Source organism: Halomonas sp. PAMB 3232 (assembly GCF_031954225.1).
GTDB lineage: Bacteria > Pseudomonadota > Gammaproteobacteria > Pseudomonadales > Halomonadaceae > Vreelandella.
Genome location: NZ_CP134865.1, coordinates 307,806 through 331,827 on the forward strand (window position 1 = coordinate 307,806; position 24,022 = coordinate 331,827).

Annotated in this window: 22 protein-coding genes, 1 pseudogene and 1 riboswitch; of the genes and pseudogenes, 6 read left to right on the top strand and 17 right to left on the bottom strand. The window is 62.3% G+C overall.

Translation table 11 applies throughout. The annotated features are described in order from the left end of the window. Positions 1 to 18: 18 nt before the first annotated feature. Entirely contained in the window at positions 19 to 939 is a 921-nt protein-coding gene (locus RN346_RS01425) for a YihY/virulence factor BrkB family protein (RefSeq protein WP_311961915.1), read from the bottom strand. A 197-nt stretch (positions 940 to 1,136) separates the two neighbouring features. Next, positions 1,137 to 3,683: an EAL domain-containing protein gene (locus tag RN346_RS01430; RefSeq protein ID WP_311961916.1), complete on the bottom strand. Its 2,547-nt coding sequence runs from the start codon at positions 3,681 to 3,683 to the stop codon at positions 1,137 to 1,139. A gap of 286 nt (positions 3,684 to 3,969) precedes the next feature. On the opposite strand from RN346_RS01430, the gene RN346_RS01435 reads away from it, so the two are divergent. Beyond that, entirely contained in the window at positions 3,970 to 4,455 is a 486-nt protein-coding gene (locus RN346_RS01435; protein WP_263585394.1) for a PepSY domain-containing protein, read from the top strand. Positions 4,456 to 4,551: 96 nt separating this feature from the next. Here the strand turns inward: RN346_RS01435 and RN346_RS01440 are convergent, their stop codons facing one another. From RN346_RS01440 to RN346_RS17045, 3 genes and pseudogenes are all read right to left on the bottom strand, one after another. Beyond that, a complete protein-coding gene (locus tag RN346_RS01440) occupies positions 4,552 to 4,692 on the bottom strand; it encodes a hypothetical protein (protein WP_263585393.1) in 141 nt (46 codons plus the stop codon). Between the two features lie 252 nt (positions 4,693 to 4,944). Then, positions 4,945 to 5,673, bottom strand: a complete 729-nt coding sequence (locus RN346_RS01450) for a LysR substrate-binding domain-containing protein (RefSeq protein WP_311961917.1) — start codon at positions 5,671 to 5,673, stop codon at positions 4,945 to 4,947. Positions 5,674 to 5,709: 36 nt separating this feature from the next. Further along, positions 5,710 to 5,850, bottom strand: a pseudogene (locus RN346_RS17045) (LysR family transcriptional regulator); the annotation flags it as partial. 471 nt (positions 5,851 to 6,321) lie between these two features. Here RN346_RS17045 and RN346_RS01455 point away from each other — a divergent pair. After that, positions 6,322 to 6,852 carry a PepSY domain-containing protein gene (locus RN346_RS01455; RefSeq protein WP_263585391.1) on the top strand — a complete coding sequence of 177 codons (531 nt, stop codon included), beginning with the start codon at positions 6,322 to 6,324 and terminating at the stop codon, positions 6,850 to 6,852. A gap of 96 nt (positions 6,853 to 6,948) precedes the next feature. On the opposite strand, the gene RN346_RS01460 is transcribed toward RN346_RS01455, so the two are convergent. Together RN346_RS01460 and RN346_RS01465 are read right to left on the bottom strand one after the other, a co-directional pair. Continuing rightward, positions 6,949 to 7,242 (bottom strand): YciI family protein, encoded by a 294-nt coding sequence (locus RN346_RS01460; RefSeq protein WP_311961918.1) that lies wholly within the window; start codon positions 7,240 to 7,242, stop codon positions 6,949 to 6,951. Between the two features lie 78 nt (positions 7,243 to 7,320). Further along, positions 7,321 to 7,551 (bottom strand): hypothetical protein, encoded by a 231-nt coding sequence (locus RN346_RS01465; protein WP_311959556.1) that lies wholly within the window; start codon positions 7,549 to 7,551, stop codon positions 7,321 to 7,323. A gap of 568 nt (positions 7,552 to 8,119) precedes the next feature. Here RN346_RS01465 and RN346_RS01470 point away from each other — a divergent pair. Then, the gene (locus tag RN346_RS01470; RefSeq protein ID WP_311961919.1) at positions 8,120 to 9,874 is read left to right on the top strand and encodes an EAL domain-containing protein; all 1,755 of its coding nucleotides are present in this window, start codon (positions 8,120 to 8,122) and stop codon (positions 9,872 to 9,874) included. 13 nt (positions 9,875 to 9,887) lie between these two features. Next, the gene (locus RN346_RS01475) at positions 9,888 to 10,703 is read left to right on the top strand and encodes an alpha/beta fold hydrolase (RefSeq protein WP_263585388.1); all 816 of its coding nucleotides are present in this window, start codon (positions 9,888 to 9,890) and stop codon (positions 10,701 to 10,703) included. Here the strand turns inward: RN346_RS01475 and RN346_RS01480 are convergent. The 4 genes from RN346_RS01480 to RN346_RS01495 form a co-directional block, all read right to left on the bottom strand. Beyond that, the gene (locus RN346_RS01480) at positions 10,696 to 11,172 is read right to left on the bottom strand and encodes an NYN domain-containing protein (RefSeq protein ID WP_263585387.1); all 477 of its coding nucleotides are present in this window, start codon (positions 11,170 to 11,172) and stop codon (positions 10,696 to 10,698) included. The genes RN346_RS01475 and RN346_RS01480 overlap by 8 nt on opposite strands. Positions 11,173 to 11,284: 112 nt before the next feature. Further along, positions 11,285 to 12,067 carry an ABC transporter ATP-binding protein gene (locus RN346_RS01485; RefSeq protein WP_263585386.1) on the bottom strand — a complete coding sequence of 261 codons (783 nt, stop codon included), beginning with the start codon at positions 12,065 to 12,067 and terminating at the stop codon, positions 11,285 to 11,287. Next, the gene (locus RN346_RS01490) at positions 12,064 to 13,101 is read right to left on the bottom strand and encodes an iron ABC transporter permease (RefSeq protein WP_263585385.1); all 1,038 of its coding nucleotides are present in this window, start codon (positions 13,099 to 13,101) and stop codon (positions 12,064 to 12,066) included. The genes RN346_RS01485 and RN346_RS01490 overlap by 4 nt, the downstream gene beginning before the upstream one ends. Beyond that, positions 13,101 to 14,129: an ABC transporter substrate-binding protein gene (locus tag RN346_RS01495; protein WP_311961920.1), complete on the bottom strand. Its 1,029-nt coding sequence runs from the start codon at positions 14,127 to 14,129 to the stop codon at positions 13,101 to 13,103. The genes RN346_RS01490 and RN346_RS01495 overlap by 1 nt, the downstream gene beginning before the upstream one ends. Positions 14,130 to 14,169: 40 nt before the next feature. After that, a riboswitch (cobalamin riboswitch) is annotated at positions 14,170 to 14,360 on the bottom strand. Between the two features lie 93 nt (positions 14,361 to 14,453). On the opposite strand from RN346_RS01495, the gene RN346_RS01500 reads away from it, so the two are divergent. Together RN346_RS01500 and RN346_RS01505 are read left to right on the top strand one after the other, a co-directional pair. Continuing rightward, positions 14,454 to 14,921: a DUF2243 domain-containing protein gene (locus tag RN346_RS01500; RefSeq protein WP_263585383.1), complete on the top strand. Its 468-nt coding sequence runs from the start codon at positions 14,454 to 14,456 to the stop codon at positions 14,919 to 14,921. Next, positions 14,922 to 15,725: a cytochrome c oxidase assembly protein gene (locus tag RN346_RS01505; protein ID WP_263585382.1), complete on the top strand. Its 804-nt coding sequence runs from the start codon at positions 14,922 to 14,924 to the stop codon at positions 15,723 to 15,725. Here the strand turns inward: RN346_RS01505 and RN346_RS01510 are convergent. The 6 genes from RN346_RS01510 to RN346_RS01535 are packed head-to-tail and all read right to left on the bottom strand — an operon-like array spanning position 15,722 to position 23,812. Next, positions 15,722 to 17,098 carry a D-serine ammonia-lyase gene (locus RN346_RS01510; RefSeq protein WP_311961921.1) on the bottom strand — a complete coding sequence of 459 codons (1,377 nt, stop codon included), beginning with the start codon at positions 17,096 to 17,098 and terminating at the stop codon, positions 15,722 to 15,724. The genes RN346_RS01505 and RN346_RS01510 overlap by 4 nt on opposite strands. A 47-nt stretch (positions 17,099 to 17,145) precedes the next feature. After that, a complete protein-coding gene (locus tag RN346_RS01515; RefSeq protein ID WP_311961922.1) occupies positions 17,146 to 18,630 on the bottom strand; it encodes an amidase family protein in 1,485 nt (494 codons plus the stop codon). Between the two features lie 44 nt (positions 18,631 to 18,674). Next, positions 18,675 to 20,321, bottom strand: coding sequence for an ABC transporter ATP-binding protein (locus tag RN346_RS01520; RefSeq protein ID WP_311961923.1), 1,647 nt, complete (start codon positions 20,319 to 20,321; stop codon positions 18,675 to 18,677). A gap of 1 nt (position 20,322) precedes the next feature. Next, entirely contained in the window at positions 20,323 to 21,180 is an 858-nt protein-coding gene (locus tag RN346_RS01525) for an ABC transporter permease (RefSeq protein ID WP_263585378.1), read from the bottom strand. A 32-nt stretch (positions 21,181 to 21,212) separates the two neighbouring features. Beyond that, positions 21,213 to 22,154: an ABC transporter permease gene (locus tag RN346_RS01530; protein WP_263585377.1), complete on the bottom strand. Its 942-nt coding sequence runs from the start codon at positions 22,152 to 22,154 to the stop codon at positions 21,213 to 21,215. A gap of 56 nt (positions 22,155 to 22,210) precedes the next feature. Beyond that, positions 22,211 to 23,812 carry an ABC transporter substrate-binding protein gene (locus RN346_RS01535; protein WP_311961924.1) on the bottom strand — a complete coding sequence of 534 codons (1,602 nt, stop codon included), beginning with the start codon at positions 23,810 to 23,812 and terminating at the stop codon, positions 22,211 to 22,213. Positions 23,813 to 24,022: the final 210 nt, after the last annotated feature.

Sequence of the window (24,022 nt, forward strand, 5' to 3'; positions counted from 1 at the left end):
CTTTTTTGTACTCCTTTCTCACTCCACCCGACTAATCGCCGTCCGATCCGGGTCCAGATACCACTTGAGCCCCAGCCGCGAGTTACGCTCGAGCTCGGCAATCACCTGCGCGCCGAGTAGCAAGATAATGGCGCCAACCTCCAGACTCAGCAGCACGATGATGAGCGCGGCCAGCGAGCCGTAGATGGCGTTGACGAAGGATAGATGCGCGAAGTAGTAGACCAGCAAGAGCCGGACCCCTTCCCACAAAAGCGCGGCGACGAAGCCGCCGATGATCGCGCGCTTTAGGGCGATCTTGACCACCGGTAGAATCTTGTAGACGGCGCTGAAGAGCAGAAACACCCCAAAAAAGCTGATCAGGTTGAGCACTGGCCCGGAGAGACCGGCCAGCGGCAGTTGCTGAGCAAAGAGCGCCAGCGCCAGCGTATTGAGCGAGCTGATCAGCGTGACGACCAGCGTGAGCGCCAATAGCCCCGCGCCGAGTACCAGCATGAAGGCGTAGGGCAGCAGCACCGATACCCAGAGGCGCCGCTGTGGGGTTTCCGAGGTGTGAAAGATCAGCGCCAGCGCGTCTTCGAGCATGCGAAAGGCAAACGAGCTTAAAAGCAGCAGAATCGGAAAGCTCAGAATGCTGATGACATCGCGCGAATCCAGTAGCCCGCGTACCGCGTCCATCACCACCTCGGCGTGCGCTGGGGCCAAGTGGCGTGCCTGCACCGAGAGCACGTTGAGCAGATGCTGCTCGTCCACCACGCGGGTCAGCATCACGCCCAGCAGGGCGAAAAGTGGCACGATGGAAAGCAGGATGTTGTAGCCCACGCCGCCGGCCAGCAGGATGCCGCGGTTGTGCAAAAAGTGCGTGAGCACCCGCCAGGCGAAGGCCGCAAGTCGGGGGATCAGGAGCAGAACGCTCTCGAGCAGTGTGCGATGTCGAACCATAGCGAGCCACGCTCCTTGTGCCCCAAACGGGAAAAAGATGCCGATACGCTGCGCCAGCAAGAGAGAGGCGAGCGCATGCGCTCATCTTACCCGTTTGACGGCGTTGAGCGTTAAAACATTGGTGCGCAAGACAAACGGGTGCGGCCCCTCGCTCGCGTGGCTAAAGAGATAAACCCGTGCTGGCGGCGGTGGTTACATTACGGGTTGGTCGGCGTTGTGAGAAGGCGCTGAAAACTTTCTGGTGACATGGGCTTGGCCAGGTAGAAGCCCTGTGCCTGGTCGCAAGTGAGCGCCGTCAACCGGCCCAGCTGCTCGGCGGTTTCGATCCCTTCCGCCGTCACGGTCAGGGAGAGCGCGTGGCCCATGCTGATGATGGCGTCCACGATGGCCTGGCTGCTCTGCGACTGATCCAGCCCCATGATGAAGCTGCGATCGATCTTGATGCCGTCGAAAGGGTAGCGGCGCAGGTAGCTCAGCGAAGAGTAGCCGGTGCCGAAGTCGTCCATCGACAGCCGTACCCCAAGCGCCTTGAGCTCGAGCATGGTGGTCAGCGCGGACGTAGCGTCCTCGAGCATGACGTTTTCAGTGATCTCAAGCTCCAGTCGGTGTGCCGCGATGCCGGTTTCCCTGAGCACGCGATCGATACGCTCGACCAGATCCGAGCGCTGAAACTCCACGGCGGAGAGATTCACCGACACGATCAGCGCCTCTTCCCAGGATAGGGCATTTTGGCAGGCTTCTCGCAGCACCCAATCACTGAGCTCGAAGATGAATCCAGTCTCTTCGGCTAAAGGAATAAAACAGGCGGGGCTCAGCAGCTCGCGGGTCGGGTGCGCCCAGCGCACCAGCGCCTCGGCGCCCAACACCGCTTGCGAGAGCGCGTCGTACCGCGGCTGGAAAACGATGCGAAACTCGCCCCGGCAAAGCGCCTGACGCATATCGATTTCCAGCTGCCGGCGCTCCATAAGACGCTCAGTCATCGTCGGCTCAAAAAAGCAGAAGCGGTTACGGCCGCCTGCTTTTGCCTCGTAAAGCGCAATATCGGCGTAGCGTAAGAGCTCCTCGGCGCTGGAGCCATGTTCCGGGGCGGCGACAACGCCGATACTGGTGCCTATGTTGACCTCGCTGTCGCCGAGGCTAATCGATTGGTTGATCTGCTCGATCAGGCGCTGACACAGACGCTCGGCGTGCTCCTTCGTATGGCAATCGGGGGCCACGATGACGAACTCGTCGCCCCCCTGACGTGCGATGAAATCGTTTTCACGAGTGCAGCGGCGGATAGCGCGGGCTACCTCCTTGAGCACGGTATCGCCGGCAGCGTGACCGAACGTGTCGTTGACCGGTTTGAAGCGGTCAAGGTCCAGGGCAAACAGGAACATCGGCTGGCTGGCGCTTGCACTGATGCCAGGGCAGTGATCGAGATAGTCATGTAGGTAGTGGCGGTTCGCCAGTCCGGTCAGCGCATCGTGATGACTGATGTGCTCGATGTGGGCTCTCGCCTCGATTTCTGGGGTGATGTCGCACACGGTGCCCTGATAGCCCTGAAGCCGCTGCGCCTCGCGCACTTCACAGGCGAAGAGTTGGCAATGGCGCCGCTGGCCCTGGCTGTCGCGCAGGTCACAGGCTATCGGCTTGCGTCCAGGCGCGTTGCCGTGTTTCGCCGCAGAGGCAAGCCTGGCAGGGTCGTGGCCGAGCAGGTCACCCAAGGGGCGGCCAATCCAGTCGTGGCACGCAAGGCCAGTGAGTTGCGCAAAGCGCTCGGAGAGATAGGTCAGCGTTTGTTGGGCGTCGGTTTCCCAGATCCAGTCCGATGACGCCTCGGAGATGTTCTTGAACCGCTGCTCACTGATACGCAATTCGTGCTGCGCCCGCTCTATTTTTTCGCTCGCCTGATGAACGCGTCGACGCAGGCGCACGATCAGCAGCGTGGTCAGAACGCCCAGCAGCAACAGCATTGGCAAAAAGCGAACCAGAACCGAGCGGCCCATCGCTTCGCTTTTCCATTGAAAGGTGACACCTTCGCCGATCCCTCTTTGAAGCGCCAGCGAGGGGGAGGGCGCCCGAGTGATACCCGGTACCGCCGCCAGCTCGCGCAGGTTGAAATCCTGCGCGAGCTCCAGAAGGTCGGCCTTGCCCAATATATCGACGAACACCAGGTAGGAGAGCTGATCGAACTGTTGATAAGTGCTGTCCGGCCGGATGACGGCGGCGTAGGTAATGGCGGGAGTGCCGTTGACCGAAAAGTAGGCGTAGGAAATATCATCTTCCAGCGAGGCCGTTTGAGCGCGGTCAAGCAGCGCTACCAAATCGCCCGTGATCCAGTCGCGGGCGGTGACATCGCTGCGGGCGCCGTTGACAACGGCGTAGCGCGTTGCGCCCGTTGGCCCCACAATGAAAACGCCTTCCAGGCCGTACGTCTCAAAGAGCGACGGGCCGATATTGTCGCGCTCGAAGGTCCAGTTCGTATCGATGGTATCCTGGGTATAGCGATAGGCGTCGAGCCAGAACGCGTAGTCCGCCAGTGCCGTGCCGGTCTTGTCCTCGCGGCTCTGGAGCGCTCTTGCGGCGTAGGCTTCGCTTTGGCGCACCTGATGAGCATCCAGGGAAAGCGCCAGATAAACGAGCGTTGCTCCCGCTGCCAGAAACAGTGCGCAGATGACACCAATGAATACCCGCGAGGCGCCCCGGGTAGCGGCAGCGTAGTGCGCGTCATTCCTGAAAGGTGTCGATGCGTTTTCGGTCATTGAGCGCTCGGTAACCTGTAAGAAAAGTGAAATGCCCCCGGCCCATTAAATCGACCCGTAACCGACGATCTTTAATTCTGCAAGGCATGAACGCCGCTGTCAGGGACCTGCGCACATGCGTGGCGAAGGGGAAATCCAGGTTGCGGAGTGTGAACAAAATATGAACGTCTGCATCACGCTCGAGTAAGGTAGTGCGCCGTAGAGTGATCACCACTGGATGAGACAGCCCTGCACCAACAGGCATCTTGTACAGCGAAGCGTCATTTCATTGAAAAGGATGATCACCATGAAAAAGACAGCAATCGCCATCGCTATTACCGCCGCCGCCACGCTGGGTCTCGGCCAAGCCGCCATGGCCGACCAGAACGACTATCAGGAAGCGCTCGACCAGGCCGCGTTTGCCGACATGATCCAGCAAGCCGAAAGCGCCGGTGTTGCATCGTTTCGTGAGCTACAGATCGACGAAGAGCGCGGCACGATGGAGTTTGAAGTCGAAGGCTGGGATGCCGATGGCCAAGCGTTTGAGCTGACGCTCAATGGCGAAAGCGGTGAGGTCATGCACGAGTCGTCCACCGCAACCCAGGTCGCGCCCTGGGGACTGGACGCGCAGCAGCTCAACAGCGTGCTCGACCGCGCAAGCCAGGACGGTTTTGACCGCTTCGAAGATATCGACCTCGATGAGGACGGCTCGGTCGACGTCAGCGGCTTCGATGGTGACCAGCGCGAAATGGAGCGCAGCTACGGCCTTGACGAGTTCAAAGGCGGCCAGTAAACGCCGAGCGTAAATCATAGCGCTGCTTTACGATAGCGCTCTCACCGCCCCGTCGGCTCGATGTCGACGGGGCGGTGGCGTTTTAGAGAAGTACGTTCAAGCGTCGACCGGCACGAGGCGTACTTGGAGGATATCGAAGGTTTCCCATACTCGTCCCAGGGTATAGGGATCCTGGTCGATCCACTCGTCAAGCACCGAACGATTCTCGAAATTGACGTGAATCGTAGAGCCGATCATGCGCCCTTCGTCATCCAAGCACCTCCCCCAGATGCCTGCCGAGCAGTAGAAACACCTGTACGTGGCTACTGATCGTTCAGGGTGCTGGGTGTATCGGAAAGTCGGGCACAGCCAGCCCATGAAAGATGCACGGGCGTTCATTAAGCGGGTGGAAGAGAAGAGTCCCTTTAATATCCTGACAGTAGTGCTGACCGATAACGGTATGCCTTGGCAATCATCATTTTATGGCCCCCTCAGGAAAGCGACGATAGGTTAAAGAAGCTCCTTTGCTGCTCGCCTCATCATTTCTACTAACCATTGAATACCGGGATCCTGATCACGATAGGCATGCCACTGAATACGTTCTTCAAGCATAGGAATGTCGAAGGGAAGAGGGTGAATATCTATGGGTAATGATTCTTTATAAGTCTCTGCAAGTTGCTCGTGCACAGTGGCAATACGGTCGCTGCCCATAATCAAGTGAGGAAGCGAAGAAAACGTATAGCTGGTTAAAGCGATGTCGCGTTCTATACCCAGTTTTTCAACCCACTTTTGTTCAAACGTTGCAGCTCCAGTCGAAGGTACCATCTTTACATGGCGTGCGCCGCAGTAGCGTGCCAGGTTCATTTCCTGGCCATGATGCCGGCTTTGAGCACACGTTATGCATACGTATCTTTCATTGAAAAGGTGCTCATTAGGATGCTCGGTCGAGAGGAGTGGCTCAGGCGCCACCAACAGATCGGCATCGCCTTTTTCGATCGCTAAGTGAGGTGTTTCAATCTGAGGTAAAAAGCTGAACGAAATACCTGATGACTTTATATCGATTAGTTCTAGCACCCTGGGGATCAACGTGGACATGACGAAATCCGATAGGATGATACGAAATTTGCGGGTAGATTGACTCGGGTCAAATAAGATATCTGTCGATACTGTAGCCTCTACACGTACCAAAATATCGCGTACAGAGTGCTTCATTGATTGCGCGCGGGGGGTCAGTTCCATTCGACGTCCTACCTGAACAAGGAGAGGGTCGTCGAAGTAGCCTCTTAATCTTGTCAAGGCGTTTGACATGGCAGATTGGGTAAGATTCATGCGCTCTGCCGCTTGGCTGACCGACTGAAGAGCTAGCATATGGTCCAAGGCGACCAGTAGATTAAGGTCCAACTTGTTGAAATGCATATCTAAACTCAAATTTTATAGTATTTTTAAGGTATTTATGGCGTGCATGGATTGCATGTTTAAAGCTGGTATCGCGAATTTGTGTATCAATTGCATGAATATAAGGCGGGTTGATCATTTGCTCATATGATTAATTAGTCGAATAACGAAGAGTCATTTTTCACCTTTTATCAAAATTTGTAGTTTTCGTACGTAAGGGAGCGGTTTGCCTGCGTAACCATTCCCTAAAATAGGTGCATGCGCCGTCAATATTCTCCGGCCTATAAGGAGGCAAACGGAGTGCAGCATGAAAAAATCAAGGCACAGCGAGTCCGCAGGTGACGTCTCGGTGTGTGAACGCAATGTGAACGTATGCATCACGCGCGAGTAAGTTAGCGCGCCGTAGAGTGCTCTCCACTGAATGAGACAGCCCAGCATCAACAAGCTATCTTGTACAGCGAAGCGTCATTTCATTGAAAAAGGATGGTCACCATGAAAAAGACAGCAATCGCACTCGCTATCACCGCCATCGCCACGCTGGGTCTTGGTCAAGCTGCCATGGCCGAGCAGGACGACTACCAACAAGCGCTCGACCAGGCAGCGTTTGCCAACATGATTGAGCAAGCCAACAACGCCGGTGTCGCCTTGTTTCGTGAAATTCAAATCGATGAAGAACGCGGCGCGATGGAGTTTGAGGTCGAAGGCTGGGATGCCGGCGGCCAAGGGTATGAGCTGACGCTTAACGTCGAAAGCGGGGAAGTCATGCACGAGTCGTCTACCGAGACCCAAGTTGCCTCTTGGGGGCTGGACGAGCAGTCGTCCACCCCGACCCAGGTCGCGCCCTGGGGGCTGGACGCGCAGCAGCTCAACAGCGTGCTCGACCGCGCAAGCCAGGACGGTTTTGACCGCTTCGAAGATATCGACATTGATGAAGACGGTACGGTCGACGTCAGCGGCTTCGATGGTGACCAGCGCGAAATGGAGCGCAGCTACGGCCTTGACGAGTTCAAAGGCGACCAGTAAACGCCGAGCGTAAATCATAGCGCTGCTTTACGATAGCGCTCTCACCGCCCCATCGGCTCGATGCCGACGGAGCGGTGGCGTTTTAGAGAAGTACGTTCACGCGTCGACCGGCACGAGGCGTACTTCGCGGATATCGAAGGTTTCCCATACTCGCCCCAGGGTATAGGGATCCTGGTCGATCCACTCGTCAAGCGCTGCGCGACTCTCGAAGGCGACGTGTACTGTAGAGCCGACCATGCGTCCTTCATCATCGAGTATGGCGCCGCCGCTAAGAAAATGGCCTTGCGCTATCAGTTTTTTAACCCCCGCTAAATGCGCCTCACGATTCGCCATTCGGCGCGCCAGCGCATCGTCATCGGTAAAGTCGTAGGCCGTGATGACATACTGCATGAAGTTTTTCCTCGTTGGATGACTCGTTTGAGCGGGTTGCCATGATAAATAAGGTAGCCGCTAGACTGCTGTCTATAATTAGCGTCTGAGTCTAAAACCGTTGCGCTCCATGCAGTAGCGAAGCATTTCCTGCTCTTTTTGCGCTGAGAGATCGCGCATGCCAATTTCATATCGGCATTCGGCAAGAGCGCTTCGAGTGATTTCCTTATCTACACCTTCTTTGTACCAGTGGGGCTTTGAGGGCGTAGCGCAGCCTGAAAGAATGATCACCAAGCCCGCCGCAAAATAGGTTCTTGCGAAACATTTCATGGGTTCGTTTCCTTATTGGAATTTAATTTTTCTCATTAAAAGGTACTATAAAGGTTGCTTCGGATAATTGTCCATTGTGACAACAAGGACGTTTACGGATAACGGTAAACAAGCGCGCCTGATCCGCACGATGCGAAACGAAGCTACGTGCTGGAGCGAGCAACGGCTTGGCGGACGGCTCACGTGTCGGGCACTTCTCGCCCTATGCGGCGGCGCCAAGGCGAGAAAAAGGGCGATACCTCTTGCGCTTTACTCTTCCGGGTTTGACGCTCTAACAGAAACCGTTAAGGTAATTGTTGACCTTCTGGGGAATCCCGCGCGCTTTAAATAGGGGCACTTGGCGATAGCGTAGCTACCTTCATCCCCGGTGGTCATCTGCTTCGATGAAGGATTACTCACGCTTTAGTATTAAGTTAAGATAAGTCTTTCAGGGTGCAAGGGGAGAGTAAAAACCTGCCCTATTGTATCAATTCCTTACGTTGGCAGACGCGATGGAACACCTCGTTTTTCCCCGGATGATCGCCGCCCCATTTAAACTCGCCAGTTCGCTTTTAAGGCCCGCGCCGCCATGTACACACCCAGCCTGCTCTCGTTAGATGAATTCCCGGTGGGGTGCCTGGTGACGGATGCGCGGCGCCGAGTGCTTTACAGCAATCAGTACATGATGGAGCAGTATGGCCACTCGCCCGCGGCGCTGGCGGGGAGGGAGCTGTTCGATCTTTTCAGCAAGGCGTCGCAGATTCTTTGTGAGTCGTTCATCGTTCCGGCGCTGGCGCGAGAGGGGCAGTGCGAAGAGATTCGCTTGACGATGAGGTCGCCCAGTGGCCAGAGCCTGCCGGTGATGGTCAGCGCAGTGCACGATGACGCCTGTCAGCGCTGTTTCTGGAGCATCGCCAATGCCCAGCGCTCCGAGCAGCTCTACATGGAACTGAAGAAGACCCAGCAACTGCTGGAGCAGAAGGTGGCGCTTCTGCGTTCGCTCTCGCACGCCGATCCGCTGACGGGGCTGCCCAACCGGGCAGCCTTGAGCAAACATCTGGATCACAAGATCGACCGCGCCCGCCCGGGGAGCGCCGGTTTCGCGCTGGCGCTCATCGATCTGGACGGCTTCAAGGCGATCAACGACCGCCATGGCCACGAGACCGGCGACAAGGCGCTGCAGCAGGCCGCCAGGCGCTTGGCCGACACGCTGCGCCAGCAGGATCTGGTCGCACGGTTCGGCGGCGACGAATTCGTCGTGGTGCTCGATGGCCGCTTTTCCCGGGCGCTGGATGAGCCGATCTGGAACCGGCTGACGCAACGGCTGGCAGCGCCGCTATTGATCGATGGCGTGTCGCTGAGTCTTTCGGCCAGTATCGGTATCACGTTTTATCCGCAGTCCAACACGCTGGAGCCCGACCAGCTGATTCGCCAAGCGGATCAGGCGATGTATCAGGCCAAGCTGGCGGGCAAGGGCCAGGTCTGCGTTTTCGATAGCGACGATGAGGTCGTTCAGAAAGAGCGCCACGCCGCGCTTTCAGGCCTCGACGAGGCGCTGGTCGCCGAGCAGTTTCGGCTCTTCTATCAACCCAGGGTCAACATGCGAACAGGGGAGGTGCTGGGCGCCGAGGCGCTCATCCGCTGGCTGCATCCCGAGCAGGGCCTGCTGGGCCCGCAGGCGTTTTTGCCGGTGCTCTCGAACACGCCAAGCGGCATTCGGCTTGGGCGCTGGGTGATCATGACGGCGCTGCTGCAAATGCAGACGTGGCGCGAACAGGGCCTGAACCTGAGCGTCAGCATCAATATCGATGGATACCATTTACAGCATCCGCAATTTTTGCAGGAGCTGGGCACGATGCTGGCGGACGTACCCGAGGTGCCGAAAGCAAATATCGAACTGGAGGTGCTGGAAACCAGCGCGATCGAGGATGCGGCGCAGGCGGCCATGATCATCAACGCCTGCCGCGCGCTGGGGCTCAAGGTGTCGCTGGACGATTTCGGTACCGGCTACTCCTCCCTGAGCCAGCTGCGCGACTTGCCCGTGGATACGCTCAAGATCGATCGCAGCTTCGTGCAGAACATGCTCACTCGCCCCGGCGACTTGGCGATCCTCAAGGGGGTGATCGGCTTTGCCGGCGCTTTCGAGTGCGGCGTGATCGCCGAAGGGGTGGAAACGCTGCAGCACAGTCAAAAGCTGGTGGCGCTGGGCTGCGAAGCGGGCCAGGGCTACTATATCGCCCGCCCCATGCCCGCTGACGAGTTCCCCGGCTGGGTCGAGCGGTGGACACGAAGCGAGTTTGATCAAAAGTACGGCACACAAGCGCACGGCACACAGGATAATTGAGGAGTCATTGGGTTTGCTGAACAGGACATCCATCACGGCGCGCAATAACGTGACCGTGACAGGAGAAGGGGCAAAAACGCTCGTGCTGGCCCACGGCTTCGGCTGCGATCAGCGGGTGTGGCAGTACGTCGTGCCCACGCTTTCAAAGCGCTACACGCTGGTGCTGTTCGACTACGTCGGCTCGGGGCGCTCGCAGCTGTCGGCGTTCAGCCAGGCGCGCTACGCCACGCTGGAGGGTTACGCGCAGGACGTCGTGGAGATCTGTAAGACGCTCGATTTACGCGACGTTCATTTCGTCGGCCACTCCGTCAGCGCCACGATCGGGCAGCTGGCGGCGCTCGAGATCCCCGAGCGTATTGCCAGCCAGATCATGATCTGCCCCTCGCCCTGTTTTCTCAACGTGGGGCCGGAGTACCAGGGCGGCTTCGAGCGCGCCGATCTCGAAGAACTGATCGAGCTGATGGATCGCAACTACATCGGCTGGGCTCACTATCTGGCGCCGCTGGTGATGGGCCCGGAAAGCTCGGAACAGCTGATCGGCGAGCTCTCGGAAAGCTTCTGCTCCACCGATCCGGTCGTGGCCAAGGTATTCGCCAAGGCGACCTTCTTCGCCGACTACCGGCACCTGCTTCCCCGGGTGACGCCTCCGGCGCTGCTGCTGCAAAGCCAGGTCGACTCACTGGCAAGCCCCGCGGTGGGGCGCTATATGCATGCGCGCATGCCGCAGAGCACGCTCCGGGAGCTACCGTGCGTCGGGCACTGCACTCACATGACCCACCCTGAGACCGTCATTCGTGAAATCGATGCCTGGCTTGGTCAGTCTAGCTGAGCAATAGTTCGCCCTCGATGGGCACGAACTCGCTCGCCGCGCGCATCAGCGAGGCGGCGGTGAGGGCGGCCACGCCGTACACTTCGACGCGCTTACCGTGCACCCGGCGAATCTTCTCGGCCAGCAGGTCGAAGTCGCCGTCGCCCGACACCAGTACGATGACATCGGCCCGCTCGGCGTACTCGATGGCGTCGAGCGTAATGCCCACGTCCCAGTCGCCCTTGGCGGAGCCATCGCCGCGCTGAATGAAAGGCTTCAGTTTGACCTCGAAACCGATATGGCGCAGCGCGTTTTGAAACTTGCGCTGCCCCGAATCTCCCTTGTCGGTGGCGTAGCAAAAGGCCGCGACGACCTCGCGATGGGCGCTCGCCCGGCGGTAGAAGGCGCCGTAGTCGAAGTGCTTACCGAAGGCGTCGCGCGCGGTGTAGTAGACGTTCTGGGTATCCACGAAAAGGGCGACGCGGGTCATGAAAGGCTCGTTTGAAAGCGGAAGAAGGCCCGGACAAGTGAGGCGGGGCGCGTCTGACGTTTCATTATAGCGGCTAGTGCCGCCCTTCGAGAAACCGGCCGCGTGGGCGCCTTCAGCAGAGCCGGCGGAAAGCGATGAGCGGGATGTCGCCGTCGGGGTCGTCCACCAGCCGCGCCTCGACGCCGAACAGCGCGCGCAGAAGCGTGGGCGTCAGCACCTCGAGCGGCGGGCCGAGCGCCACCTCGCGGCCTTCCAGAAGCGCCAGCACCCGGTCACAGCGCAGCGCGTGAGAAAGATCGTGCAGCGCGACCACGGCGGTGATCGGCAGCGCCTTGATCAGCGCCAGAATGGCGAGCTGGTGGTGGATATCGAGATGGTTGGTGGGCTCGTCGAGCAGCATCAGCTGCGGTTGTTGCGCGTGGGCGCGGGCGATGTGCACGCGTTGGCGCTCGCCGCCGGAAAGCGAGGCCCAGAGCCGGTCGGCCAGCGCCTCCATCTCCACCGCGCCAAGTGCCCGGTCGACGGCGGCGGTGTCCTCGGCGCGCCAGTGGCCCAGCCGCCCAAGCCAGGGCGTGCGACCAAGCTCCACCGCGTCGCGGGCGGTGAGCCGCTCGTCGGTGTCCGCCTGCTGCGCTACCAGCGCCATGCGCCGGGCGATCTGGCGCCGGCTCAAGCGCGAAAGCGGCGTACCCTCGAAGCGCACCTCGCCCCGGCCTGGCGGCAAGAGCCCGGCCAGCAGACGTAAAAGCGTCGACTTGCCCGCGCCGTTGGGGCCAATCACGCCCAGCGTCTCGCCGGGAAAGACGTCGAGGTCGATGCCGTCGACGAGCCTTCGCCCGGATGCCGAAAAGCTCACGCCGCGGGCGCTCAGTAGCGGCGGGATCGCTTGACTCACTGCCGCCCCCGCACCATCAGGTAGGCAAACGCCGGCGCGCCGACCAGCGCGGTGATCACGCCGATGGGCAGCACCTGGCCGGGAATCACCACCCGGGAAACGACATCGCACAGCACCATGAACACCGCCCCGCACAAGGCGGTCGCCGGCACCAGCCGGCGGTGGCGCACCCCGACCAGCAGCCTACAGGCGTGGGGCACCACCAGCCCGACGAAGCCGATCGCGCCGGTGATCGACACCATCACTGCCGTCGCCAGCGCCGCCGTGCCGATCAAAAGCCCCTTCGTTGCCCGCAGATTCACACCGAGCGACGCCGCGCTTTCCGCACCGAAGGCGAAGGCGTCGAGCGAGCGCACGTGTCCAAGCGCCACCGCCAGACTCGCCCCGGCCACCGGCAGCGCCAGCCAGGCGTCCGGCCAGCGCACGCCGGACATATTGCCCAACAGCCAGAACATGATGCCCCGGGCCTGCTCGGCGTTGGCGGAGTGGGCGATGATGAAGGCGGTCAAGGCGTTGAACAGCTGCGCCCCGGCGATACCGGCGAGAATCAGAATGCCCGCGCCGCGCACGCCCTGGCCGCCGCCGGCCAGATGCGCCAGCAGCGCCACGAAGCTGAAGGCGGCAAGTGCCCCGGCGAAGGCGCCCATGGACATCGAGATCATTCCCGCCCCGAGGCCTGCCACGGTCACCGTGACCGCGCCGGTGGAAGCGCCCGCCGAGATGCCCAGCAGGTACGGGTCGGCCAGCGAATTACGTAACAGCGCCTGCAGAATCACCCCGGACACCGCCAGCCCCGCGCCGCAGCAGGCCGCCACGACGGCGCGCGCCAGGCGGTAGTGCCACACGATCGCCTCGTCGAGGGTGGAAAGCGGCCGGTCGATCATGCCAAGCTTGCTCGCCAATACGTTCAGCACGGTAGAGAGCGGGATGCGCGTCTCGCCGATCGAGGCGCCGACCAAAAGCGCCGCGATCAAACAAAGCGGCATCAGCCAGACCCACCGCGCGGAACCTGCGCCGATACGTGTCGCCCCCATCAGGACGACAGATCCATCTCGGCCAGCGCCTCGACCAGCGTCTCGAGGGCGTAGATGCTGCGAATCGACGGATCCATGGCGTGGGCGTCGATCTCGACCAGCCGGTCCTGCTCGACGGCCTCGAGCAGCCGGGTGACCGGATCGTTTTGCAGGAATTCGCGTTTCACAGCGATGTCGTCGGCGGGAAAGCGGCGCCGATCCATGCGCGCGGCAGCGATGAAGGTGGGGTCGGCGCGGGCGATGCTCTCCCAGCCCACCGTCGGCCACTCCTGATCAATACGCACCACGTTGTCGATGCCAAGCGTCGTCATCATCCAGTCCGGCACGCTGTTGACGCCGGCAACGTACGGATCGATCCCCAGGTCCGCCGAGGAGTACCAGAACACCCCGCGCAGTTCGCCCTGCAAATCGAGCGCCTGAGCGGCCTCGATTGCGGCGGTTTCTCGCGCCTGAAGATCGCTCACGGCATTCTCGCCGCGCTCGACGACGTCGAAGATCTCGGCCAGCGTTTCGATACTCTGGTACACCAGCGCCGGGTCAAACAGGCGTTCGCGGGCGCCATCCATGCTCTGATGGTTGTCCTTGCCCACACACTCGGTGGGCAGCGTCCAGAGCGGCACGCCGGCGTCATCGAACATCGCGGGCGTACCCACGACGCCGGCCGGGCCGACCATCCACTCGTAAGCAGAGATCACCAGGTCCGGCTCTTGCGCCAGCACGCTCTCGAAGCTCGGCGCGTTGTCGGACAACCGCTCGACGTCGGCATTCGCCTCGGCAAACGCCTCGAGCACCGGATTGACCCAGAGCGAGGTGCCTGCCACGTGCTCTTCAAGGCCCAGCAGGTAGAGCATTTCCGTCGGCGCCTGGCCGATGGTGACCACGCGCGCCGGCGCTTTTTCCAGGGTGATTTCGTGGCCGCAACTTTCGAGCGTTAGCGGGTAGGCGGTGGCGGCCTGGGCGTGCGGGGGCGCGCCCAGAGAGACGCACAGCCCTGCCAGGGCCAGCGCCGGGGATCGCTTCAACATCATGTACACTCCCGTGCATGATCGGCGCGCGTATGGCGCGGCCTGGTTGTGAGGATGCGTCGGCAGGTCTCCTGACTCACGGGTCGTCGCTAGCTCGCCTTCCCGGACGGATGTCCAGTGGCACGTGTGAGCATCGCTCGCCGCCTACAGTTGCGGGGGCAGTTCCGGTTCGCGCGAAGCGCTTCGGATTCCCTATCAAGTTCCGTACGGAACACCGATGCCGGCCATTCTAGAGAGCGCTGCAGGGTAGGGCAATCACGGCCCGCGCCGCGGTGGCGCTCATCCAATGCCTTGCCTACGCTGATAGCGACATCAGGGAGTTCGGCCATGACGTACGATGCGAACAAACGCGACATCCATGACATCAAGCGCTCGCGCTGGGCGGCGGTGCTGGTCGGCATCGGCGCGATGGCGGCGCTCGATGAGATCGTCTTTCATCAGCTGCTGCAGTGGCACCACTTTTTCGACTTTTCCACCCCCGCTTTCGGCATTCTTTCCGACGGCCTTTTGCACGCCTTCGAGCTCTTGGCAGTGGTGGTCGGCGTGTTTCTTTTGCTGGATCTCTCCCAGCGCGGGCGCTTGAGCGTGGCCTGGGCGAAGGCGGGGTTCTTTCTGGGGATGGGCGGCTTTCAGCTCTTCGACGGCCTCATCAACCACAAGATTTTACGCCTGCACCAGATTCGCTACGGAGTGGACCCGCTGATGTACGACCTGGTCTGGAATGCCTTCGCGGTCGGGTTTCTGCTGATCGGTGCGTGGTTCTGGCGCCGCGCCCGCGTGTTGCCCGCGCGCTGAATGCACGCCGGCCACCCCGCTTCGCCGCTCGACTGGCTGCCGTTTTTACTGGTCGTGCTCGTCACCTGCCAGTATCTGGCGGCGGCCGGGCTTCAGCGGGCGGGTGGGTCTGGCTGGAGCCTCTGGCGCTGCGGCTTTTTCCTTTTTGGCAGCGCACTTCTGGCCATTGCCTTCTGGCCCTTGTTGATGGCCTGGGCGCATGGCGATCTGGTCGGCCATATGACGCTGCACCTTTTGATCGGCATGTTTGCGCCGCTTTTCTGGGTGTTGGCCGCGCCGACGACGCTGCTACTCAAAACGCTGCCCCAGGCGGGCGGGAAATGGATGGTGAGGTTCCTGCACAGCCGTTTCATGCGCCTGGTGACCCACCCGGTCACCGCAACGCTGCTCAACGTGGGCGGCATGTACGTACTTTATCTGACGCCGCTCTACGCCGCCTCGCTGGAAAGCTCCCTGCTTCACTACATGATTCACCTGCACTTTCTGCTTGCGGGGTATCTCTTCTGCTGGGCGATCCTCGCCGAGCCCGACACCTCGCCCCACCGGTTAAGCCTGTGCTTTCGTCTGATCGTGCTATTCGCCGCGATCGCCACCCACAGCCTGCTGGGCAAGCTGATGTACGGCTGGGGGTTTCCCCGCGACACCGGCCACGCTCTCGAGCACGTCCAGGCCGCCGCCCAGTGGATGTACTACGGCGGCGACCTGGCCGAGGTGTTGCTGGCGGTGGTGCTGATGACGTTGTGGTTGCGGCGGCCGGCGGGGCGGCGCGAGGCCCTGCTGGGCTCGCATCCGCAGACCGGTTAGGCGATGGGCGCCTCGGCCTTGGACAGCGCCGCGCGGCCCTTGTCCAGATACTCCCGCATCTGCTCCTCGGGCACCATCGAGCCGCCGGTGGCCCAGACCAGGTGGGTGGCCTTGGCGAGGTGGCCGGCAAGGCCGAGGGTGTCGAGCGTGGCGCGGTCGGCGCGGGCCAGGTGCGCGAAGCCCGGCAGGCCCGCGACGGCGGAGGGTTCCAGCGCCAGCTTTTCGTGCTTTTGCGTCATGGCGACCAGGGCGTAGAGCTCCTCGTCGCTGACGGTGTAGAGCGCGTCGAGCATCGGCTCCATGAGCGTGCCGACGAACGCCGAGGGCCGCCCGACCGCCAGGCCGTCGGCGCAGGTGAGATTATCGAGGCCGATATCCTGAACGCTGATGGCGTTGTGCAGTTCGGTGGCCATGCCCAGCAGCATGCAGGGTGACGACGTGGGCTCGGCGAACACGCAGTGCACTGCGTCACCGAAGGCGTGTTTCAAACCGAAGGCGACCCCGCCCGGGCCACCGCCGACCCCGCAGGGCAGGTAGACGATCAGCGGGTGCTCTGCATCTACCCGAATGCCTTCTGCGTCGAGCTGGCGTGCCAGGCGCCGGGCGGCGACGGCGTAGCCCAGAAACAGCGCCGTCGAGTCCTCATCGTCGACGAAGTGGCAGCGCGGTGTGGCCAGCGCTTCCTCACGGCCCTGGGCAACGGCGACGCTGTAGTCGGACGGATGCTCGACTACGTCAACCCCTTTCTCGCGCAGCAGCGCCTTCTTCCAGTGCCTGGCGTCGGCGGACATGTGCACCGTGACCTTGAAACCGAGCTGGGCGCTCAGGATGCCGATGCTCAGCCCCAGATTGCCGGTCGAGCCCACCACGATCGAGTGGTGCGCGAACAGCGTTTTGAACGCCGCCGTGGCGAAGCAGGCGTAGTCGTCGGCGAGTGCAACCAGTCCGTGCTCCAGGGCCAGGGTTTCGGCGTGGAGCAGCACTTCGTGAAAGCCGCCTCGGGCCTTGATCGAGCCCGAAATCGGCAGGTGGCTATCGCACTTGATCCAGAGGCTTGCCGGCGCGGAGACCCGCCAGCGCTGGGCGGCGGCGAAGGAGAGCGTATCGGCGCGGTGTAGCGGCGACTCGATGATGCCCCCGGCCGCGGCGGTTTCCGGAAACACCTGAGCGAAGTAGGGGGCGAAGCGCTCAAGCCGTGCGGCGGCTTCGTCGATGTCCGCCGCGCGCAGCGGCAGCGTGTCGCGAACGCTCTCAAACATCGTGCGTTTCGAGTTGACCCAGAAGGTCGCCTCGCGCCGGGTCAGCGCGCGCAGCAGCGGGTCGGTGCCGGCGCGGGCGAGCGCCTGCCAGTGGTCGAGGGCGTGGTCGGCCATACGGTGTCCTTTTGTTCAGTCGGCGTAAGTAAAGCGTCAGGTTCGCGCTAGAACCCCATGAAGCCCTCGGCACTCTTGAGCGGCGCCGCCTTCAGCAGATCGTTCAGATCGACCCGGGGGCGTGCCAGCGCATCGTCGCCCTCGAAGAGCGTTTCGAGCTCCCGGGCGAAGGCCAGGGTCTCCAGGTCGCTGCCGCGCCGGCCGATGATCTGAAGCCCAAAGGGCAGGCCGCTTTCGTCGCGACCGGTCGGCAGCGTCACCGAGGGGTGGCCGGCTAGCGTCGAGGCGTAGGCCATGGAGAGCCAGTGGTAGTAGCTCTGGGTTGGCTCGCCATCGATCTCGGTGGGGTAGAGTTCGTGCCAGTCTCGCGGGCTGATGGTGGTAGTAGGCGCGAGCACGAAGTCGTAATGCTCGAAAAACGTCTGCCAGTGGCGGTACAGATGCTGCTGGTTGGTCAGCGCGCGCACCACGTCGAGCGCCGAGTAGCTTTCGCCCTCGCGCACGTTGTCGCGCACGTTGGGGCCGACCAGCTCCGGGTACTGCTGCAAGAGCTCGCGGTGCATGCCGGAAAAGCAGAGCGCGCGAATCACCGCGAAGGTGTCGTCGGCTTCCGGGCATTCCGGGTGGGTGTCGTCGAGCCGGCCGAACACGTGGCCAAAGCGGGCGAGCTTGTCGCTGAAGCTTCGACGCACGAGTTTTTCGGTCATGGCGAAGCCGAAGTCCGGCGTGAAGGCGACGCGCTGGCTGCAGAGATCCACTCGGGGCAGCTGACGAAACGCTGCCGGCGTGTGAACGGCTTGACCGTCGACCACCGGCGTCCAGGGATCGCGGCGGTCCGGGCGAATCATCGTCGAAAGCATCAGCGCGGCGTCCTCCACGGTGCGCGCCATGGGGCCGTTCATCGACATCGGAAGCCAGGCCTGGGCACGGTTGCCCGGCACGAGCCCAGGAGTGGGTCGAAAGCCCACCACGCCGCAAAACGCCGCCGGGTTGCGTAGGCTGCCGCCGGTGTCGGAGCCGGTGGCAAGCGGTGCCATGCCGCAGGCCAGGGCCACGGCAGAGCCGCCGGAGGAGCCCGCGGCGGAGCGAGTCACGTCGAACGGATTGGCGGTCACGCCGTAAACGGCGTTGCGGGTGTTGCCCCCGGCGCTCCATTCAGGATTGTTGGTCTTGCCGACCATGAGCGCGCCGGCTTCGCGCAGTTGCGCCACCATCGGGTCGTCGCCCTGGGCGACGTTGTCGGCGTAGATCTGGCTGCCGAAGGTGGTGGGAAGCCCGGTCACATCGACCATATCCTTCACGCACAGCGGCAGGCCATGCAGTGCCCCGAGACGCTCGCCCTGGTCGATGGCGCGCTGGGCGCTCTTCGCGCCCTGGCGCCAGGCGTCGACATCCTGAGCCACCAACGCGTTGACGGCAGGGTTGATCGCCTCGATACGGGCCAGACAGCTCTCGGTCAGCTCCACGGCGGAGAGCTTTTTGGTACTCATCAAACGTCGCGCCTCGACGGCGCTCAGGTCACAGGCATTCATCGATATCGCTTCCTTGTAGCAAAAAATCGGCCGGGCGGCCCGTGTCACGCGACCGGGGCAAAGGCGGTGAAATCCCAGCTTCGCCCGGGCGCGACCTCGATCAGCTGGCGGGTGTAGTCGGCGCGCGGGTTGCCCAACACCTGCTCGGCGGGGCCGTATTCGACCACCTGGCCACGCTGCATCACCAATACGTCATCACAGATCTGAGCGGCGACGCGCAGGTCATGGGTAATGAACAACACCGCCACGCCTAGACGTTCCTGAATGTCGTCCAAAAGCGCTAGTACCTGGGCCTGCACCGAGACATCCAGCGCCGAGACGGCTTCATCCGCCACGATGACGTCCGGCTCCATCGCCAGCGCCCGGGCGATGGCGATCCGCTGACGCTGGCCGCCGGAAAACTGGTGCGGGTAGCGCTCGATGGCATCCGCCGGCAGACCCACGAGTTCCAGCAGTTCGCGCGCCCGGGCCAGGGCCTCCCGGTACGGCTTGCCGTAGTTGGTTGGGCCTTCGGTCAGGCTCTGGCCGATGGTCAGACGCGGGTTCAGCGAGCGGTAGGGGTCCTGAAACACCATCTGAATGCGCCCGCGATGCGGCTTGAGGCTTCGCGAGCGAAGAGCGGCGATGTCCTGGCCGTTGACGCGCACGGTGCCGCCGGTCGGGGTGATCAGGCGCATCACGCAGCGCGCCAGCGTCGACTTGCCGGAGCCCGACTCGCCGACGATGCCCAGCGTACGCCCGGCCTGGAGCTCGAAGCTGACGTCATTGACCGCGTGGGTGGCCGCGCGGCGCGGTTTCAAAAAGCCCAACAGGCCGCGTTTGGGCGCAAATTCCTTGTGCAGCTCGGTAACACCGAGCACGCGGCGTTCGCTCTTGACGGGACGGGCGGGGCGCGGGGTCAGGCTGGGCACCGCTTCCAGCAGGCGCCGGGTGTAGGCGTGCTGCGGGCGGCCGAGAACGTCACGCACCGGGCCGGTTTCCACGATCTCGCCGGTCTTCATGACGCAGACACGGTCGGCGATATCCACCACCACGCCCATGTCATGGGTGATGAAGAGCACCGCGGTGCCGTGGCGCTCTTGCAGTTCGCGAATCAATTTGAGTATCTGGTGCTGGGTGGTGACGTCCAGCGCCGTGGTGGGTTCGTCGGCGATCAAGAGTCTGGGCTTCAAGAGCAGCGCCATGGCGATCATGATGCGCTGGCGCTGCCCGCCGGAGAGCTGGTGGGGAAAGCTGTGATATATGCGCTCGATATCCGGCAGGTGTACCTGGGCCAACGCGTCCAGCACCTGGGCGAAGCGCTCGGCACCGGATAGCGAGGTGTGACAGGCCAGCACCTCGTCGAGCTGCTTGCCGACGCTCAGCACCGGGTTGAGCGCGGTCATCGGCTCCTGAAAGATCATCGCCATGCGGCTGCCGCGAAGCTGGCTCAGGCGCTTGGGCGTGGCCTCCAGGAGCGACTCATTGTCCAGAGTGATGCGCCCGCCGGTGGCGGTGAGGCTTCGCTTGGGCAAAAGCCCCATGGCGGTGAGCGATGATACCGATTTGCCGGAGCCGGACTCGCCCACCAGACACAGCGTTTCGCCGGCGTGAATGTCGAAGGAGACGCCCTTGAGAATGCGCTTGGGCGTTTTGTCGGTGGTCTCGACGATCAGCTGATCGACGCTCAGTACGGGAGACTCAATTGGCATCTCAACTCTCCTTGCGCTTCATGGTGGGGTCCAGGGAGTCGCGCGCTGCGTCGCCCAGCAGGTTGATCGACAGAATGCACAGCGATAATAAAAAGCCCGCCCAGAAGATCAGCGACGGCTTGAGCTGAAAGTAGATGCGCCCGTCGGACATGATGTTGCCCCAGGTGGGGATTTCAGAGCTTAGCCCCACGCCCAGAAACGACAGCGTGGCCTCGGTCAGAATCGCCGCGGCGCACACGTAAGTGCACTGCACGATGAGCGGGGCGAAGGTGTTGGGCATCAGGTGGCGCCAGAGAATCGTGCGAGTGGGTGTGCCCATGAGCGTCGCGGCTTCCACGAAGGCCTCTTCCCGCGTGGCGAGCACGTTGGAGCGCACCAGACGTACGATCTGCGGGATCTCCGGTACCGTGATCGCGATCATCAGCATCCAGAGATTCGCCGAGGTGAGCGAGACGATGGCAATGGCCGCCAGAATGCCGGGAATCGCCATCAGCCCGTCCATGAAGCGCATCAACACCGCGTCGATGGCGCGAAAGTAGCCGGCAATGAGGCCCAGCGGCAGACCGATCAGAAGTGTGAGCGCCGCCACACCGACGCCGACGGTGAGCGAGACGCGGGCGCCGTACACCACGCGTGAAAAAAGATCGCGGCCGTAGGCATCGGTACCCAGCCAGTAGGTGGCATTGGCCTCCTGTAGCCGGTTGGCGGGATTGATCGCAGTCGGATCAAAAGGCGCGATCAGGGGAGCCAGCAGCGCCATCAGCGTAATGACGATCAAAATGATGGCGGCGATCCACGTGGTGGTGCGCGGGCGCAGGTGCAGCAGTCGAGAGGTCACGGCGTGCAGTGATGGGCGCATGCCGAACCTCCGGGGATAGGTATAGGTGGTCATCAGTAGCGGATCCTCGGATCGGTCACGGCGTAGGAGAGATCGATCAACAGATTGATCAGCACGTAAAGCCCGGCGGTCAGCAGGATGATCGCCTGGATCACGGGGTAGTCCCGTGCCAGCACGGCATCGATGATCAACCGCCCGAGCCCGGGGATGTTGAACACGCTTTCGGTTACCACCACTCCGGAGACCATCAGCGCGAAACCGGTACCGATAACGGTGAGAATCGGCACGCCGGCGTTTCTCAGCGCGTGGCGAAACAGCACCAGCCGCTCGCCCAGGCCCTTGGCGCGGGCGGTGCGGATGTAATCCTCCTTGAGCACTTCGAGCATGCTGGCGCGGGTCATGCGCGCGATCAGCGCGATATAGACCGACGACAGCGTCAGCGCTGGCAGCACCAGGCGGCTGGCGAATTCAGTAAAGCCGTGTTCCAGGCTGCGATAGCCCTGTACCGGCAGCCACCCCAGGTTGATCGCGAACACCTGAATGACGATGTACCCAATCACGAAGACGGGCACGGAGAAGCCGACCACGGAAATCGACATGACGAGATTGTCGATCCAGCTTCCCTGACGCCAGGCGGCGATGACACCCAGGGGCACCGAGATCAGCACGGTGAAGACGATGGCCGCCACCGCGAGGCTAACGGTGGGCGCAAGGCGCTGGGTGATCATCGACAGCACCGAGGTCTGGGAGATCAGCGAGGTGCCGAAATCACCCTGGAGCATGTTGCCCATCCAGATGACGAACTGGGTGTAGATGGGCTGGTCGAGCCCGAGTGCTACGCGAATGCTTTCCACCTGGGCGGGGCTTGCCATGTCGCCGGCGATGATCACCGCCGGGTCGCCCGGGGCCAGGCGCAGTAGAAGAAAGACGCTGAGCGCGACTACCAGCATTACCGGTATGGCCGCCAGCAGTCGGCGAATGAAGTAACTGAGCATGGGAAACTCCTCACATGGGCAGGCAGAACCCCCCGCCCGCCGGCGGGGGCGGCGGGTCATTCGGCCTTGTGCATGCCCCAGAACACCGGGATGGGGCCGGCGACGACATCGCTTAACTCGTCACGCCAGGAGATCACGTTCTGGAACTGGCCCAGGGGCACGAAAGTGACCTGCTCCATGGCCTGGCGCTGAATATCCTCGGCAAGTGCTTGACGCTCGTCGCCTTCGGTCGCGAGAGCAAACTCGTCGAGCAGCGCTTCCATGTCCGGGTCCGTGGGCCAGCCGAACCAGCTATCCTCTTCGCCGGTGCTGATCAACAGTGGGTTGATGCTCGGCGACCAGAGGCTGTCCACGCCGAAGTTGGTGAAGATCATGTCCCAGCCGCCGTCGCTCGAGGCCTCGCGGCTGGCGCGCTGGCTGACCAGGGTCTGCCAGTCCATCTGGCGAAGCTCGACGTTGAAGCCGGCGGCTCGAAGCGCCTGGGCGACCACCAGCGGCTGCGGCGTCAGCGTGGCCACATCCGAGGGCTGAAGCAGCACAATGGGGGTGTCGTCGTAACCCGCCTCCTCGAGCAGCGCGCGCGCCTCGTCCAGACTGCCGCCGCTGGTCAGTGACTCGCCGCCGGCCTCACTCGAGAGTGCGGTGTTGCAGCCGTAGACCGACGCGCAGGTTTCATAGAAGCGCGGGTCGCCGACGAGAGCTGCCATCACGTCGTCCTGGCCGATGGCGAGCAGCGCGGCGCGGCGGATGCGCTCGTCGTTGAAGGGAGGGTGGAGGAAGTTCATGCGGGCGAGTGTCAGCATGCCGAGCGGGTCGAGCACCTCGGCGTGAATCTCGGGGTTGCTCTCCAGAAGCGGCAGCAGATCGAAGGGCGTGCGTTCGATGTAGTCGATATCGCCGCTGTTGATGGCGTTGACCATGGTCTGCACGTCCGGCATGTGGATCCACTCCACCCGGTCGACGAACACTTCCTTGCTGCCCGCGGTGCCGGAAGGCGCCTCGTCGCGCGGCACGTACTCGTCGAAGCGTTCGTAGACCGCCTTCACGCCGGGCTGGAAGGCGTCGCTCACGAAGCGAAACGGTCCGGAGCCAATCTGGTTGGGCAGCGGCTGACCCGGCTCGATCGAGGCGACCGCCTCGGGCATCATGAACGCGGCCACCGCCGAGGGCTTGGCCAAAAGGCCGATGACATCGCCAAGCTCGGTGGTCAGTTTGAGCTCGACGCGATGATCGTCCAGCGCCGTCAGGCTCTCGAGATGATCGAAGATCAGTGTGCCGCCCGGGTCGAAGCTCGACCAGCGCTCGAGCGAGGCGATGCAGTCCGCCGCGGTCACGGGGCTTCCGTCGTGCCAGGTCAGCCCCTCGCGCAGGGTGAAGGTGTAGGTGAGGCCATCCTCGGAGACCTCCCAGTCCGCCATCTGCGGCTGCGGCGTCAGATCCGCATCCAGCCCGATCAGCGTATCGTAGATCATATAGCCGTGGTTGCGAGCGATGGTGGCACTGCTCGATACCGGGTCGAGTGCGCGCAGCGCCGAGTGCATCACGGCGTTGACGGTGGTGTCGGCGCTGGTTTGTGCGCTGAAGGATAAGGCACTGGCCAAGCCCAAAGCGGTCAGCAGCGTTTTTTTGGGGAAACGGGCAGGGAACGTCGGATTCATCGCAATCTCCATTGGTATTGTTGGCGGCTGGCGATTACCACGTTGGTAATAGGCAAATCGGCGCTTGTTATTGGTGGGGCGCCTTGTCGATCTGCCTCGGGCGGTGCTTCTTTCTCGATACTAGTGCTGGCAAAGCCCATCACGTTAGCGGTATTTTTCGAAAGCGGTATTGCCTTTTAAGCAATACCCGAACCCGTCCCGACCTGGAGG

Excerpts from the sequence above, each read along its gene's own strand:
- RN346_RS01425 (WP_311961915.1), bottom strand. The coding sequence starts at position 939 with ATGGTTCGACATCGCACACTGCTCGAGAGCGTTCTGCTCCTGATCCCC.
- RN346_RS01430 (WP_311961916.1), bottom strand. The coding sequence starts at position 3,683 with ATGACCGAAAACGCATCGACACCTTTCAGGAATGACGCGCACTACGCT.
- RN346_RS01435 (WP_263585394.1), top strand. The coding sequence starts at position 3,970 with ATGAAAAAGACAGCAATCGCCATCGCTATTACCGCCGCCGCCACGCTG.
- RN346_RS01440 (WP_263585393.1), bottom strand. The coding sequence starts at position 4,692 with ATGATCGGCTCTACGATTCACGTCAATTTCGAGAATCGTTCGGTGCTT.
- RN346_RS01450 (WP_311961917.1), bottom strand. The coding sequence starts at position 5,673 with ATGGAACTGACCCCCCGCGCGCAATCAATGAAGCACTCTGTACGCGAT.
- RN346_RS01455 (WP_263585391.1), top strand. The coding sequence starts at position 6,322 with ATGAAAAAGACAGCAATCGCACTCGCTATCACCGCCATCGCCACGCTG.
- RN346_RS01460 (WP_311961918.1), bottom strand. The coding sequence starts at position 7,242 with ATGCAGTATGTCATCACGGCCTACGACTTTACCGATGACGATGCGCTG.
- RN346_RS01465 (WP_311959556.1), bottom strand. The coding sequence starts at position 7,551 with ATGAAATGTTTCGCAAGAACCTATTTTGCGGCGGGCTTGGTGATCATT.
- RN346_RS01470 (WP_311961919.1), top strand. The coding sequence starts at position 8,120 with ATGTACACACCCAGCCTGCTCTCGTTAGATGAATTCCCGGTGGGGTGC.
- RN346_RS01480 (WP_263585387.1), bottom strand. The coding sequence starts at position 11,172 with ATGACCCGCGTCGCCCTTTTCGTGGATACCCAGAACGTCTACTACACC.
- RN346_RS01490 (WP_263585385.1), bottom strand. The coding sequence starts at position 13,101 with ATGGGGGCGACACGTATCGGCGCAGGTTCCGCGCGGTGGGTCTGGCTG.
- RN346_RS01495 (WP_311961920.1), bottom strand. The coding sequence starts at position 14,129 with ATGATGTTGAAGCGATCCCCGGCGCTGGCCCTGGCAGGGCTGTGCGTC.
- RN346_RS01500 (WP_263585383.1), top strand. The coding sequence starts at position 14,454 with ATGACGTACGATGCGAACAAACGCGACATCCATGACATCAAGCGCTCG.
- RN346_RS01505 (WP_263585382.1), top strand. The coding sequence starts at position 14,922 with ATGCACGCCGGCCACCCCGCTTCGCCGCTCGACTGGCTGCCGTTTTTA.
- RN346_RS01510 (WP_311961921.1), bottom strand. The coding sequence starts at position 17,098 with ATGGCCGACCACGCCCTCGACCACTGGCAGGCGCTCGCCCGCGCCGGC.
- RN346_RS01515 (WP_311961922.1), bottom strand. The coding sequence starts at position 18,630 with ATGAATGCCTGTGACCTGAGCGCCGTCGAGGCGCGACGTTTGATGAGT.
- RN346_RS01520 (WP_311961923.1), bottom strand. The coding sequence starts at position 20,321 with ATGCCAATTGAGTCTCCCGTACTGAGCGTCGATCAGCTGATCGTCGAG.
- RN346_RS01525 (WP_263585378.1), bottom strand. The coding sequence starts at position 21,180 with ATGCGCCCATCACTGCACGCCGTGACCTCTCGACTGCTGCACCTGCGC.
- RN346_RS01530 (WP_263585377.1), bottom strand. The coding sequence starts at position 22,154 with ATGCTCAGTTACTTCATTCGCCGACTGCTGGCGGCCATACCGGTAATG.
- RN346_RS01535 (WP_311961924.1), bottom strand. The coding sequence starts at position 23,812 with ATGAATCCGACGTTCCCTGCCCGTTTCCCCAAAAAAACGCTGCTGACC.